Raw genomic sequence first — 14,401 nt, 5'->3', positions numbered from 1 at the left:
CTCGTGCAGAATAGCTTCGATCTGGTCGAAGCGGAAGACGTGACTCATGAGGTCTTTCTCAACGTCCTGAGGACACCGGAGCGGAAACGGCTTACCGAGTATTTCTTCCGCTGGGTGCTCGTCTGCGCGAAGAACCTGGCGATCGTGACCTGGTCTACAAAAAGCTCGAGTCGGTTAAGACGGATCTGGATACGTGGCGTGAGACCACCCTTGGTGCGGATTTCCCGGAAGACCAAAGAACAGGCGGCCAGGATGCAATAATGCGGCCATGACTCCTGATGGGAAGGCCTCTCTGCTGGACGCCACGCGTCGCCGTTTTCTTGCTGTCTCCACCGCCGCCGGGCTCGGCGGGACGCTCTTTCCCGGCGTCCTCTTCGCTCTCGCAGCAGAGCCGTCCGTAGCGCAAACGCCGGGCGCGCCCGCAGAGCCACCTACATTCAAACCCATCACACCGGAGATGATCGAGCAGGCCGCCGCCATCTCCGGCCTCACGTTCACTGAAGAACAGCGCAGGCTAATGGTCGACGGCCTCACCTCGCTGCGCAACGGCATCGAGACCGTCCGCAAGCTCGACATCCCGAACTCCGTCGCACCCTCGCTGGTCTTCGACCCCGTGCCGCCGGGCGCTGTGCTCGACACCGTGCGAAAGCCCATCAAGCTCGGTCCCGCGCCCAAAGTCTCCGTCGAGGTCAACGCCTCCTCCGAGACCGCAAGCGAGTCGCTAGCATTCCTCACCGTGCGCGAACTCAGCGAGCTGCTGCGCACGCGCAAGGTCACCTCCACGGTGCTCACAAAGATGTACCTCGCCCGCCTCCGCCGCTACGACCCGCAGCTGCACTTCGTCATCACGTTCACTGAGGACCGCGCGCTCAAGCAAGCCGCAGATGCAGACCGCGAGATCGCCACCGGCAAATACCGCGGCCCGCTGCACGGCATCCCCTGGGGCGCAAAAGATCTCCTCGCGGTCAAAGGCTATCCCACAACCTGGGGAGCCGGCCCCTACATGGATCAGCACTTCGACTATGACGCCGAGGTGGTCAAGCGGCTGGACGCAGCAGGCGCAGTGCTCGTCGCAAAGCTCACGCTCGGGGCCCTCGCGCAAGGCGACCTCTGGGGTTCTGAGGCTCGCTTCGCGCGCACGCGAAACCCATGGAACCCGCGTCAGGGTTCCAGCGGAAGCTCCGCCGGCAGCGCCAGCGCGGTCTCCGCGGGCTGCGTAGGTTTTGCCATCGGCACAGAGACGCAAGGCTCTATCTCCTCACCCAGCACGCGCTGCGGCGTCAGCGGGCTTCGGCCGAGCTTCGGCCTCGTCCCGCGCACCGGCGCCATGGCGCTCTCTTGGTCCATGGACAAGATCGGCGCCATCACGCGCTCCGTCGAAGACTGCGCCATCGTGCTGCACACCATCTACGGGCCCGATCAGCACGACCTCAGCGTGCAGAACGCGGCCTTCAACCCGGACTTCACCCTCGACGTCCGCAAGCTCCGTGTGGGATATATCAAGTCCGCCTTCGATACTCCCGAACTCAAGCTCCCGGAGAAGCCTGCGGATGCTAAAGAGCTCGACGGCTACAATCGTCGCGTCGAGCGCATCAAGGCAAACCATCAGCGCGAGCTCTATGACTTGCAGTATGCAACCAAAACCCTCGATGTCCTTCGCTCGATGGGCATCACGCTGATACCGATGGAGCTGCCGAAGTTCCCCTTCGGCTCCATCACAGGCATGCTCACGGCCGAGGCTGCTGCTGCGTTCGATGACCTCACCCGCACAGGCAAGGACGAACTGCTCATCGGCCAAAGCCCCGGCGACTGGCCAAACTCCTTCCGAACCCTGCGTTTCTACTCAGCTGTCGACTACATCAACGCCTCGCGCGCCCGCACCCTCGCACTCGCGCAGATGACCGAAGCCTTCGCTCCCTTTGATGTCATCGTCACGCCCAGCAGCGGCATCCAGCTCTCCGCAACGAACCTCTGCGGCCAGCCGGCCGTCATTATTCCAAACGGTGTGCGTGGCGACGACGCTCCCGCAGCGCCCGAGGGGCCGGACGGAGCTCCCAATATCTCCGGCGGCCCGGGAACGCCGGTGTCAATCACCTTCCTCGCCCCGCTCTATCAGGATGCGAAGGCCTGTGCATTGGCCCACGCGTACCAGCTGAAGACCGGCTTCCAGAAGCTGCACCCGAAATTAAGCTGACCGAGGTGTAATGGGTTCGCCACCGCTGCGTCTCTAGGTATGATCGCGCATCTTCGCGATCAGAACGTCATCTGAAGGGATGAAGGGAGACGAACGATGAAGAACCATTGTGCCTGCTCATGCTGTCCTGAGTGCAACTGCCCCGAGTGCGAGGGGCCCGGCTGTCCGTGCTGCTAAAACAGGAGACGACGGGGCGCGGTAAGCGCCTCGCCGCCGCACACGCCATGAGCACACAGAGCCTCACAACCCTGCTGGAGCGCCGCGCGAGCTTTCTCGGCTTCGTGCAGCGGCGCGTCGGCGACCGCGCGCTTGCAGAAGACATTCTGCAGGCGGCGTACATGCGCGCATTGGAGCATATGGGTTCGCTCCGTGAGGAACAGTCTGCAACAGCGTGGTTCTACAGCGTGCTGCGCAACGCGGTCATCGACCACCACCGCCGCAGCACCACGGAGAGCGGCGCGCTGAGCAGGCTCGCAGTGGAGCTCGGCAGCGAGGAGCCCTCAACTGCAGACCCTTCCACGCAGAAGTTCGTCTGCGGGTGCATCGCACACGTGCTGCCCATGCTGCGCCCGGCCTATGCCGAGGTGCTGCGCGAGGTGGACCTCGATGAAGCGTCACTCGGTGAGTACGCGCGTCGGCACGGGCTATCTACGGGCAACGCGGCCGTACGCGCACATCGCGCAAGGGCAGCGCTGCGCAAGGAGCTGGCGCGCTTCTGCGGTGCGTGTTCTGTGCATGCGTGTCTCGATTGCATATGCAAACGGCCTGACGTAAGTCAGGTCTAACAAAATGTTGTACGGGCCACGGAAGGTGTGAGTGCATGAAGGTTTCAAGGTGGGTTGTGTGTCTATTGGCGGTTGCGCCAACGCTGCTGCATGCGCAGATGTCGATGAGCGCGAAGACATTGATCGAAGCCGAAGAGCAGCACGGCAGCTCGGGCACAAGCATCGAGCCAGCGAGCACATCGGTGCCGATGATGATGACCGACCGCAACGGCTGGCGGCTGATGCTGCACGGCAACGGCTTCGCAGCGAACACGCAGCAGCAGGCCAACTCGCCGCGCAACCGTGATGCGTTCTTCTCCACCAACTGGATCATGCCAATGGCGCAGCACAAACTCGGCGCTGGCGTGCTCACGGTGCGCACCATGCTCTCACTCGAACCCGCCACCGTCGGCCGCCGCAACTTCCCGGAGCTCTTCCAGCAGGGCGAAACAGCCTACGGAACACCCATCGTCGACGGCCAACATCCCCACGACTTCTTCATGGAGGTCGCTGCGCTCTACGATCTCCCGCTCGGCAAGAACGCGCTGCTGAGTCTGTACGCTGCGCCCGTCGGCGACCCGGCTGTGGGCCCAACGGCCTACCCACATCGTCAGTCGGCCAGCGAAGACCCCATCGCCGCGCTCGGTCATCATCAGGAAGACTCAACTCACATCGCCTTCAACGTCGTCACCGGCGGCTTCACCTACAAGTGGGTGCGCGCGGAGCTCTCGGGCTTCCACGGCGGCGAGCCCGACGAACACCGCTGGGCGTTTCAACCCTCTCCCAACGGACACAACATCGACTCCGCGGCGGGTCGTCTCACCGTCTCGCCAACTGCCGACTGGACCGCGCAGTACTCGGCGGCGCACATTCACTCGCCAGAGGCCTTGTATCCCGGCGAAGACCAACAGCGACAGACCGCGAGCGTGATGTACCACCACACCTTCTCGCGCCAAAGTATGAAGATGGACGGCATGAGCAGAATGGACATGGCATCCATGCCCGGCATGTCCTCTGGCGCAAAAGACCTGCCAGCAATGTCCATGGAAGCCGAGCCGCGCACCGATCTCTCCGCCACCGCTGTCTGGGGACGCACAAAATCCCTCGCCGACCAGAGCAAAGAGAACAGCTATCTTCTCGAAGCACTGCTGCACTTCGCTGCAAAGAACTACATCTGGACGCGCATGGAGAACGCAGGCCGCTCCAACGAGCTGCTGCTCACACCCGGCCAAGCTCTCCCCGCGGGCTTCGCCGAGTCGCCCATCGGGCACGTGGCCGCCTATAGCTTCGGTTACGACCGCGACTTCGCGTTAGGCCCACACGTCCTCGCCGCGCCTGGAGCACAGTTCACGCTCTACCGCACACCACAGGTACTGCAGGCGGCGTACGGCACCACGCCCACAGGAGAAGTTCTGTTCGTGCGCTTCAGACTGCGGTAACTACTTCACCAGCTCGGCTTTCACGATCTCGCTCACCAGCCTGCCATCGGCGCGGATGCCGCTCGCCAGAATATGCTGTTGGGCAACCTTCATCACTGCGCCCATATCGCGCTGGCTGGGGCGCGTGCCGCCGTTGTTGGCGGCTACCTGATCGACCGCAGCAGTAATGATGGCGCGAATCTCGTCTTCACCCGCAGCCTGGGGCATGTAGGAGTCGATCAGTGCGATCTCCACCTGCTCCTTCGCTGCAAGCTCGGGCCGGCCTCCCTTGGTGAACTGCTCCACCGACTCACGCCGCTGCTTCAACATGGTGGTCACAATGGCCTGCTCCTCCGCATCGGTCAGCGGCTCGCGCTTGTCGATCTCCTTGCTCTTGAACGCGGCCTTCACCATGCGCAGGGTCGTGAGCTTGTCGCCCTCCTTGGCTTTCATTGCCGTGATGATGTCCTTGCCAAGCTGATCGCCGATCGTTGCCATCGTTTCTCTCCTGTTCATCTTCCAGAGTAAACGAAGAGGGAAGCGCTATAACGGAACCCGCAGCCCCCACGCACACAAAGTATGCCTGCGGTGCGCGTGCGCTGCAGACCGGCGCTAAAACTTGTAACCCACGCCGATAGAGACGATGGGATAGAAGCGCAGCTCGTAAATATCGCTGTTGATGATGTTCTGTTGCGCCAGGACGTTAGCCTGCGTCGTGGGATCGCTCTGCACATCGCCGCAGCCATCGGAGCTGCATGCCGTGCCGGTGAGGTTCAGCAGCACTTTAGGAGGAGAGATGTACTGAAAACCGATCTCGAACGGAACGCTCCAGTGGCTGCCTCGTGCGCGCGGCACAATGTTGCCCCAACCTGTTGTAATGCTCGGCGCCACCGCATTGCCAAAGCGGTTGTTCTGGTTGCTGAAGGCCGCGACGAGCGGGTCAGTGGGCGAACTGGTGTAGTCGGTATCGTTCAGGGTAATGGTGTCACCGGGGGGAACGAAGGCGTTGCCGCTGAAGCGATTGCCGTTGTACAGCGTGACTCCTGGGCTGATGCGGAAGCCATTGTGGAATGGATACCAATCCAGGCTGGCATTGACGGAGCGGAAGGTGAGGGTGCCGTCGATGTTGAAGCCGTCCTCACTCAGGTTATTGACTGTATAGGAGAAGAAGCTGGCGCCACCGCGCAGATTGAGCTTCGCCACCAGCGGCGTAGCGACGTCGAACCCGATGCCGCCAACACCGAACTTCACATCGACCCCAAGCGCAGAGAAGGGACGCATCGCAGTTTCTCGGTCGGGCCCAGCCTGTTCCTGGCCGCGGCTGTCGGCAACGGAGGGCCCCTCGGGCAGAACGTTCGATGAGCTGAAGTTGGAGGCCGTTGCGGGCGCAGGGCCTGACGCGGGTGAGGTCGAATCTTGTGCTGCCGCGTGGTTTACAGAGAAGACAACGATCGCGATAAACGACACTACAGCGAAGGGTTGGATTTTCAAGATCGCATTCCTTAGGAAGAAAACGGGATTCGCGTCCTCACATTGGGATGCACAGGTCGTGAGGCAAGTCGCCCGCCTATTTTCTTCGCTGTTCCGCAATGGGATGAACTCTTCGTGAAGAGGCCGCAAGCGGAGCGCTGCCAGCAGCGATACAAGCGCCGCCGACAGCCGATACAATGGAGACATATGATTCGGAAGACACGCCTCTTTACGCCGGGACCCACACCTCTTCTTCCTGCAGCGCAGTTCGCGATGGCTGCGGCCGATATTCACCACCGCACGCCGGAGTTTCGCGCGCTGTACACCCGCGTGCTCGCACAGCTCAAAGAGTTTGTCGGCACAAAGAACGATGTGATCATCCTCTCGTCGTCGGGCTCGGGCGCCATGGAGGCTTCGGTCTCGAACCTCACCTCGCCGGGCGACCGCGTGCTCGTGCTCAGCGCCGGCAAGTTCGGCGAGCGCTGGAGCGGCCTGTGCAAGGCCTTCGGCTGCGAGGTCGACTTGGTCAGCAAGCCCTACGGCCAGACCTTCGACCTTGATGAAGTCAAGGCCGCACTCAAGCCCGAGACCCGCTGCGTCTTCCTGCAGGCGAACGAGACCTCCACCGGCGCGCGCCACGATGTAGAGGCGATCTCCAAGCTGCTCAAGGACCAGAAGAGCGAAGCCCTGCTGATCGTCGACGGCATCACCGGCCTCGGCACCAGCACGCTGGACATGGACGCCTGGGGCGTCGATGTGCTGATCGGCGGCTCGCAGAAGGCAGTCATGATCCCGCCTGGCCTCAGCTACCTCGCCGTCAGCGACCGCGCCTGGGACCGCATGGAAGCCACGCACAACCCGCGCTACTACTTCGACCTCCGCAAGGAGCGCAAGAACGCGAAGAACGGCGAGAGCGCCTACACACCGGCAGTCGCATTGATCGCTGCTCTCGGCGCGGCACTAGACTGGATCGCAGCGCAAGCGGACGGCAATCTGGTAGAGGGCCGCAAGAAGTTGGTGGACAACGCCGAAACGATCGCCGCGATGACGCGCGCAGCCGTGGAAGCGATGGGCTTCAAGCTCTTCACCAACTCGCCCGGTGCAGCCGCAACGGCAGTCCTCGCGCCGGAAGGTGTGGACTCGGGCCTGATCGTGAAGGAGCTGAAGTCGCGCTTTGCAGCCATCATCACCAACGGTCAGGGCGAGATGAAGGGCCAGATCTTCCGCATCGCCCACCTCGGCTTCTTCGACTACATGGACACCATCGCCCTCATCGGCGCTCTGGAGCAGGTTGTCGTCAAGTCACTCCCTCAGCTCGGCGCTAAGTTCGGCGACGGCCTCATCGCAGCGCAAAAGGTCTACGCGGAGCGGACAGCGGCGAAGTAGCTCAGAGACTTAGCAGAAGAATGGCGGCGGCCTTCGGGTCGCCGCTGTAGTTTTAGTGCTTGTTTTCCTCTCTTTTTCCAACAAGCTCACAGGGGCTTTTCCTCAGCCTTTGTGGTAGGTCGGAAACTTAGAGAGCCCGTCTATTAGGAGTAATTCAGTTGTCAGCCCTCCACGCAATGCCCGACCCGATGGACAACGGACTGCCCGCATCCGTGCAGACCGAAATCACCGTCCTCGGCGCGATGCTGCTCGACGCGGTCGCGATCACCGATGCTACCGCGAAGCTGCATGCTGAAGATTTCATGCTCGACTCGCACCAGCGCATCTACCGTGTGATGGTGGACCTCATGGCCATCGGCCATGCCGTCGATCTCATCACCGTCATGGATGCTCTCTCCAAGCGTCGCGAGCTCGACTCCATCGGCGGCGCGGCCTACCTCTCATTCCTCACCGAGGGCATCCCACGCAATCCCAACATCGAGAGCTACGTCCGCATCGTCAAGGACAAGAGCCTCCTCCGCCAGCTTCTCGGCATCTTCAACGAAGGCATGGTCGCCGCCAGCGACCAGAGCGAAGACGCCACCGTCGTTCTCTCGAACGTCGAAGCCAAGCTCGCTGAGGTCGCGGACTCCGCTATCCAGCGCGGCTTCTCCGGCATTCCCGAGATCGTCGCCAACTCCTTCGGCTCCATCGACGCTCTCTACGAGCAGGGCCGCGAGGTCACCGGTCTCGCCACGCACTACATTGAGTTCGACAAGATGACCTCGGGCCTCCAGAACTCCGAGCTCATCATCATCGCCGCGCGCCCTTCCATGGGCAAAACAGCGTGGGCCATCAACATCGCCCAGAACTGCGCCGTCCGCGATCAGAAGGTCGTTGCGGTCTTCTCACTCGAAATGTCGAAGGAGTCGCTCCTCCGACGCATGCTCGCCTCAGAAGCGATGGTCGGCAGCCGCAAGTTGCAGACCGGCTTCATCCCGCGCGAAGACAAGGGCAAGCTCATCGCCGCGCTTGACCGCCTCATGAGCTCCAAGATGTTCGTCGACGACACCCCCGGCATCACGCTCGCGGAGATGCGCGCGAAGGCCCGCCGCCTGCGCCAGCAGGAGGGCGCACTAGACCTCATCGTCATCGACTATCTCCAACTGATGACCGGCCCTAAGTCTGGCGGCAAGGGCTCTGAAAACCGCACGCAGGAGGTCAGCGCCATCTCGCGCGGGCTCAAGGCGCTGGCGAAGGAACTCGGTGTGCCCGTCATCGCGCTCTCGCAGCTCTCGCGTGGCAGTGAACAGCGCACCGGCGACAAGAAGCCGCTCCTCAGCGATCTCCGCGAATCCGGCTCCATCGAGCAGGATGCCGACGTCGTCGCCTTCATCCACCGCGAGGAGTACTACGACCGCGAGAACGAAGACATCAAGGGGCAGGCCGAGATCATCATCGCCAAGCAGCGTAACGGCCCCACCGGCACGGTTAAGCTCGCCTATCTCTCAGACTTCACCCGCTTCGAAAACCTCGACACCACCCACGCTGACACTGGCGGCGACGCCTACTAAAAAACTTGCCCTCCTGACAACCTCCTGACACTATGCTGTCAGGAGGAGTTTTCTACTCTGCCTGTGTAGTTGTCGCACACATCGCAGAAGGAGAGACACCCATGAGCAAGTTTGAGAGCAACGCCGTCACGTGGTTTGAGATTCCAACCTCCAATTTCAAGCGGGCCACCGAGTTTTACGAGTCGCTGCTGGACGTCAAGCTGCGCGCGTTTCCCGGCCCCGAGCCCTGCAACATGTTCCCCATTGAGCAGGGCGGCGTAGGCGGCTGCATTGTGCAGCGCGAAGGCCACAAGCCCTCGAACGCCGGGGCACTCGTCTACCTCAACGCCGAGGGCAAGCTCGACGCCTCTCTCAAGCGCGCAGAAAAGCTCGGCGTCAAGGTCCTCGTGCCGCGCACCGAGATCCCCGGCGGCTTCGGCTTCTACGCCTGCGTGCAGGACTCCGAGGGCAACCACGTCGGCCTGCACAGCAGCCTATTCTAAGCTGGTCCCAATCACAAAGGAGCCTAATGCGGCGAGCCGACCGTCTGTTTCGCATCGTCCAGATGCTGCGCTCCGGACGCCTGAAGACTGCCCGCGCGCTGGCGGAGCGGCTCCAGGTCTCCGAGCGCACCATCTACCGCGACGTGCGCGATCTCCAGCTCGCCGGTCAGCCCATCGAAGGCGAGGCCGGCGTCGGCTACACGCTGCGCCGCGACTTCGACCTGCCCCCGCTCATGTTCACACCCGAAGAACTCACGGCCCTCGTGCTCGGCGCTCGCCTCGTCAAAGCCTGGGGAGGCGCGGAAAACGTCGCCGCCGCCAACTCCGCGCTCGCCCGCATCGAAGCTGTTTTGCCGCCAGAGCTAGCCTCGCGCCTCGACGCCATCGCGCTCTACGCCCCAGGCTTCAAGATGACCATGTCGCAGCGCAAGCTGCTCGACGCACTGCACAAAGGCTGCCTCAACCGCACCGTTCTCGCCTTCCGCTACACACGCCTCGGCGAGGACGAGTCCCGCGGCGAGCACCGCACCGTGCGCCCACTCGCGCTCACCTTCTGGTCCGGCGTCTGGACGCTCGCCGCCTGGTGCGAGATGCGCAACGACTTCCGCACCTTCCGCATCGACCGCATCGCGGAGTTCGTCGCAACCGACCGCATCTTCACGTCACAGCGCGGCCAGCGCCTCGAAGACCTCATGAAGAAACTCCGCGCCGAACCCAAGTGGCAGGAGGCTACTCGGTCTCGCCTGGAGTAAGCTTCGGGTTGATCTTCACCGTGCCTTGCGGATATGGCCGTCCCTTCGCCAGCGCCGTCTCAAGGTCTTTGTCATAGCCATAGATGTCGTTGAAGAAGTGCATGTTGCCATCTTCATCCGCCAGCGCGGTCATATACGCAAGCACCACAGGCAGCGGTGTGCGCAGACCAACCGTCTTGTTGTTCTTGTCCTCGTCGTTCATCGCATCGTGCACGGAGTCGGCGTCCCAAGTCGTCTGGTTCTCGGGGTCCTTCTGGTCGCCGCCGAGCACCCACAGCGCCATCTGGTCCGCATGTTGCAGCCGTACGCAGCCATGCGACTTGTCACGCCGCGAAAGCCCAAACAGCGCCAGCTCCGGCGTCGAGTGCATGTACACGTCATACTCATTCGGGAACAAAAACTTCACCAGCCCCAGCGAGTTCTGCGGCCCCGGCTTCTGCCGCACGGTGTAACGCAGGTGCGCGATGTCGGAGAGCGTCGCGTTCGGCACCACAGTCCCATTGCGTGTCGTGACCTCATAGCCATGCGCAGCCAGATAGCCCATGCCATTCTTCTGCAGATGCGGCACAATCTCCTTCTTGATGATCGACGGCGGCAGGTTCCAGTACGGCCGGAACACCACATAGCGCATCAGCCGCACGAACATCGGCGTGTCATGGAAGCCCTTGGCCTCGCCATCCACCACGCGCATCGTGAAGGCCAGCGTGTGGTCCGGCCCATAGGCGCGCAGCATAAACTCAGGCAGGTTCACAAGAACGCGCGGCTGCTGATAGTTGTCCGGTAGCCACCGAAACCGCTCCAGTGTGTCGTCCATCTTCTGCACGTCCTGCGCCATCGTCACGTTCAGCGCGGTGATCGTGCCTTGGCCCAGCTTGCCATCCACCTCAAGCCCATTGCGCTCCTGAAAATGCTTGACCGCCTCGGAAAGCTCCTTCGTGTAAACAGTGGAGGCCGGCTTGGCAGGCCTTGGAACAGGGGCAGAAGCATCCGCCGCAGGCGGGGATATGTCATCTGCAGGAGCATCACCCTCTAACTGCAGCCGCGCGAGCAGTGCCTCCGCCCCCGCATAGTGGTCGCCGGGCACCAGCGGCTTCACCCCGGCGCTCAGGCTAGGCAGTGGCTCTGGCGGGTCAGCGCTCTGCATCTTCGCCAACGTCAGGTAGCGCGGCAGGGCAGCTTCCGTGGCCTTGTACAGCGAGTTCTGGGGCTCGATCGCAGCCACAGCCGAAGCCACATCGGGGTTGCTCAAGATCTGATCATTGATCAGCTTCACCACGTCGAAGCTCGCGCGCTTCGTCGGCACATCGATATCGAAGTTCAGCGCCTGCGGATTGATGCGCCCGAGATGCAGGTCGTCGAGATAGCGAATCGCCGACACCGTCATCGCAAGGTCGAACTGCGCCACATCGCGTTGCGCGTCGGTCGAGGAGTCCTTCGTCGCGCGGATCTTCGCCAGCCGGTCCAGCCTCTCCTGCCAACGCGGCCCGTCATAGTCGTCCGGGCACAACCCCTTCAGGTCGGCATGGAGGAACAGGTCGATCATCTGCTTCGCCGCAGGCGTGGCTTCCGTGCTGGTAGGGTCATCCCCGCTCACCCACGCCAGGTCGCCGTCGTGGCCGGAGTAAAAACTCTGCACCTGCGGCTGATAGTTGCTGTAGTTCGGCCAGCGCAGCACAGGTAGCTGCGGCGAGGTCATCAGCGCCTCAAGCTGGCCCGGATAATCCGTGCTCGAAAAAATCGAGGTGACCTTGGCATGGTGCTTACAGCCGACAAGCGCCAGTGTGGCAACAGACAGTGCAAGGGCCAGGGAGCGGAGAGACGTGGAGCGGTGCGTAGTCACAGATGAGAAGCCTCGGAAGTGCGGGCCCTGAAAGACGTGGTGCCAGTGCGCGCATGGACTGCGCTGTCGTCGTAGGGTGAAGTACTGCGGCAGAGATTGCGAGAGCCGTGCCATGATCTTGCCACAGCTTTCATATAGGAAGCGCACCAGGCTGGATGCGTTGGCTCAGATCACCCCAGAAGCCCGCCGATAGTCGCCCAGCACAGCGCCGCCTGGGTCGCCACCACGCCAATCGTCAGCAGCAAAAAGATCTTGCGTTGTCGAGACTCAAGCGCGTCCGCGAACACCCCGCCAATAAATGTGAACAGAAACGGCATCGCCCAGAACCACGGCGCGCTTACCACCTGTGTCGTATAAAGAGGCAGCAGTGCGGCCACCATCAGCAACGGAGCGGTATTGCCAAAGTACCGGCTCCGTCGGCTCGTGAAATAAATCAGCAGTGCAACCGCAGCCGAAACAAGGATGCCCGTATTCGCCAGCGTAAACAGCTGGTGCCGCGCCAGCGCCAGCGAGAACCAGAACCGCCCCGCGCCGCCTGTAAAGATGTACAGAAACGCTGTAGGCCGAAAACTGAACGTCGCGAACTCGATCAGCATCGCGCCAATCGCAGCAAAGATCAGGATCTGCGACACATACGACCGCCGCCGCTCTGCAAGGTAGAAGAAGAACAGCGCCCCGGCGAGCAGTCCAACCATCCCGGCCAGCAGGTGCGCCGCTGCGGTCAGCCCCAGCGCGACGGTCAGCAACACAATCCGCGGCTTCCACTTATATCGCGGCCCCTGCAGCGCGTGGGCCACGCCAATCGACGTATAGATCAGCCCATAAAGCCCCCACATCGCCAGGATCTCGTTATTCGGATGCGTGGCATACCGGACCACCGCTGGGCAGAAGATATACAGTGAGAGCGCAAACGCCCCGCCCTCCGGCCCAAACAGCCGTTTCGACACCCACCACAGCCCGCCCCCCAGCCATATCGCAAAGAACACAAACGGCAGCCGCATCAGGTAGATCACATACGATAGCTGGTGCCGCGCCTCCCACGTGCTGCCGTTCAAGCTGCCACCTTCGTACAGGCGGTCTTCGGGCTTGCGCAGGTGGTCCACTCCCAGCAGCACCAGCCGTTGCGCCGTCAGCGGAAAGCCCGCCAGCCGGTACGCAAACGTGCCATCGCCATTCAGGTTGCCGCACGTCGTAAAGTACCCCTGCAGAACGCTCGGCGCCTCCCACATCTCGCGCCCGCAGCGCGCATAGCGGTAGTCGGTCGAATCAAGCTGCTGGTGCTGGATGGTATAGAGGCACTCGCCGAAGAGGACGAGCAACAACAGCGCCGCGACGCGCTGAGGCCTGCCGATGTAAAAGCCACGCAATCTCATTGTCTGTCTTCTAGTGTAGCGGGATTGCTCTTGGGGCGAGTTTTCGGCCCCGGCAGCCGTTCAGGTTAGTCTGGTGAGGTATGGATACGTTGACCTTTACGCCCGGGCTCGCTTTCTTGTCGTCGAACTCGCCCGCTGTGCCCTGGACGGCCGTGTTTGAGGACGAAGGCCCGGCAGGGTACTTCTACGCCTGCGACCGCTCCCACGAAAAGCATGAAGACGCCATCCTCGACTCCATGCTCATCTACAACAAGTCCGCCCTCAAAGAGCCGGACCGCGAGTACCTCGCCGCCATCCAGTGGTCGCGCGACGGCCAGCAGTGCGTCCTCTACATCGACGGCAGCGCGCAGGCCTTCATCGACTTCGCCGCCCGCATCAGCTTCTGCCGGTCCGACTTCCCCAACTTTATGGAGGCGCAGGGCGACACCTGGCGCAAGAGCACCCATGCCTGGGACCCCGCCGCACTCGAGCGCTTTGAAGCAGCTGTCTACGCGGTGGACGTCGATGCCTGAGCCGACGCCTCCGGCCACTCCCGCCGCATCCCCTGCAAAAAAGCCGTTCACCGGTTGGCGGCTGGTCGCCTTGGTGCTGCTCCTCACCGCCGGCGTCGGACGCCTCTTCCTCTACCTGCTCATGCACAACAGCCACCCAAAGCCAGGCGCCATGCCCACTTGGCCCGTGCAGATCGGCGATGTTTTTCCAGTCAAGCCCGGCGACCCCGCCATCGCCAAATGGGCCACCAAGCCTGACAACACCGGCTTCCTCGTCGAGTTGGTCGAGCTGGACACACGGCCGATCCCGCCCAAGGTTTGTGCGCTCGAACCCGACTACATGGCCGCCGCCAACCGCCCCGGCGGCTCGCTCACCATTCTCGCGCAGGCCCGTCCGGGCGAGTGGCGCGTCGGCTGGCAGGGTGGTGACACCCTTCCCGGCGAAGGCAAACCCGAGCAGGTCGCCCTCAACTGCGGCCACGACTCCGTCCTCCTCATGTCCTCCGCCGAGCTCCTCAGCTGGCTCAAGATGCAGACCGGCGAACCCGACGAGTACCCCGTCATGTCCAACGACATGATGTACATGGACCTCACCCCCGACCCCGCCGCCACAACGCCATCGGACACCGGCACGCCACCGCCAGCAACCTCGGCGCATTAAGTCGCCGGAAGACGCTA

Annotated in this window: 13 protein-coding genes; 9 read left to right on the top strand and 4 right to left on the bottom strand. The window is 62.7% G+C overall.

What is annotated here, in order from left to right:
- Positions 1-268: 268 nt before the first annotated feature.
- From GOB94_RS07220 to GOB94_RS07210, 3 genes are all read left to right on the top strand, one after another.
- A complete protein-coding gene (locus tag GOB94_RS07220; protein ID WP_182278156.1) occupies positions 269-2,194 on the top strand; it encodes an amidase in 1,926 nt (641 codons plus the stop codon).
- A gap of 167 nt (positions 2,195-2,361) precedes the next feature.
- On the top strand, positions 2,362-2,979 hold the full coding sequence (locus GOB94_RS07215) for a sigma-70 family RNA polymerase sigma factor (protein WP_255484333.1): 618 nt from the start codon (positions 2,362-2,364) through the stop codon (positions 2,977-2,979).
- A 35-nt stretch (positions 2,980-3,014) separates the two neighbouring features.
- Complete coding sequence (locus GOB94_RS07210; protein ID WP_182278155.1) at positions 3,015-4,397, top strand: hypothetical protein; 1,383 nt, start codon at positions 3,015-3,017, stop codon at positions 4,395-4,397.
- Here the strand turns inward: GOB94_RS07210 and GOB94_RS07205 are convergent, their stop codons facing one another.
- Positions 4,398-4,874 (bottom strand): GatB/YqeY domain-containing protein, encoded by a 477-nt coding sequence (locus GOB94_RS07205; protein ID WP_182278154.1) that lies wholly within the window; start codon positions 4,872-4,874, stop codon positions 4,398-4,400.
- A 114-nt stretch (positions 4,875-4,988) separates the two neighbouring features.
- A complete protein-coding gene (locus GOB94_RS07200; protein ID WP_182278153.1) occupies positions 4,989-5,867 on the bottom strand; it encodes a hypothetical protein in 879 nt (292 codons plus the stop codon).
- A gap of 186 nt (positions 5,868-6,053) precedes the next feature.
- Between GOB94_RS07200 and GOB94_RS07195 the strand changes: the two genes are divergently transcribed.
- The 4 genes from GOB94_RS07195 (at position 6,054) to GOB94_RS07180 (ending at position 10,019) form a co-directional block, all read left to right on the top strand.
- A complete protein-coding gene (locus GOB94_RS07195; RefSeq protein WP_182278152.1) occupies positions 6,054-7,232 on the top strand; it encodes an alanine--glyoxylate aminotransferase family protein in 1,179 nt (392 codons plus the stop codon).
- 176 nt (positions 7,233-7,408) lie between these two features.
- Complete coding sequence (gene dnaB, locus GOB94_RS07190; protein WP_182278494.1) at positions 7,409-8,785, top strand: replicative DNA helicase; 1,377 nt, start codon at positions 7,409-7,411, stop codon at positions 8,783-8,785.
- Positions 8,786-8,886: 101 nt separating this feature from the next.
- A complete protein-coding gene (locus tag GOB94_RS07185; protein ID WP_182278151.1) occupies positions 8,887-9,267 on the top strand; it encodes a VOC family protein in 381 nt (126 codons plus the stop codon).
- 26 nt (positions 9,268-9,293) lie between these two features.
- Entirely contained in the window at positions 9,294-10,019 is a 726-nt protein-coding gene (locus tag GOB94_RS07180; protein ID WP_182278150.1) for a YafY family protein, read from the top strand.
- Here the strand turns inward: GOB94_RS07180 and GOB94_RS07175 are convergent.
- Positions 9,997-11,973, bottom strand: a complete 1,977-nt coding sequence (locus GOB94_RS07175; RefSeq protein ID WP_182278149.1) for a L,D-transpeptidase family protein — start codon at positions 11,971-11,973, stop codon at positions 9,997-9,999. The two genes, GOB94_RS07180 and GOB94_RS07175, sit on opposite strands and share 23 nt — an antisense overlap.
- 56 nt (positions 11,974-12,029) lie before the next feature.
- Positions 12,030-13,232, bottom strand: coding sequence for a hypothetical protein (locus GOB94_RS07170; protein ID WP_182278148.1), 1,203 nt, complete (start codon positions 13,230-13,232; stop codon positions 12,030-12,032).
- Between the two features lie 80 nt (positions 13,233-13,312).
- Between GOB94_RS07170 and GOB94_RS07165 the strand changes: the two genes are divergently transcribed.
- The gene (locus tag GOB94_RS07165; protein WP_182278147.1) at positions 13,313-13,744 is read left to right on the top strand and encodes a DUF2251 domain-containing protein; all 432 of its coding nucleotides are present in this window, start codon (positions 13,313-13,315) and stop codon (positions 13,742-13,744) included.
- On the top strand, positions 13,737-14,384 hold the full coding sequence (locus GOB94_RS07160) for a hypothetical protein (protein WP_182278146.1): 648 nt from the start codon (positions 13,737-13,739) through the stop codon (positions 14,382-14,384). The genes GOB94_RS07165 and GOB94_RS07160 overlap by 8 nt, the downstream gene beginning before the upstream one ends.
- Positions 14,385-14,401: the final 17 nt, after the last annotated feature.

It is taken from the genome of Granulicella sp. 5B5 (assembly GCF_014083945.1).
Classification (GTDB): Bacteria; Acidobacteriota; Terriglobia; order Terriglobales; family Acidobacteriaceae; genus Granulicella.
The sequence above is the reverse complement of the archived record's forward strand: the minus strand, read 5'-3'. Positions and strand labels throughout refer to the sequence as shown.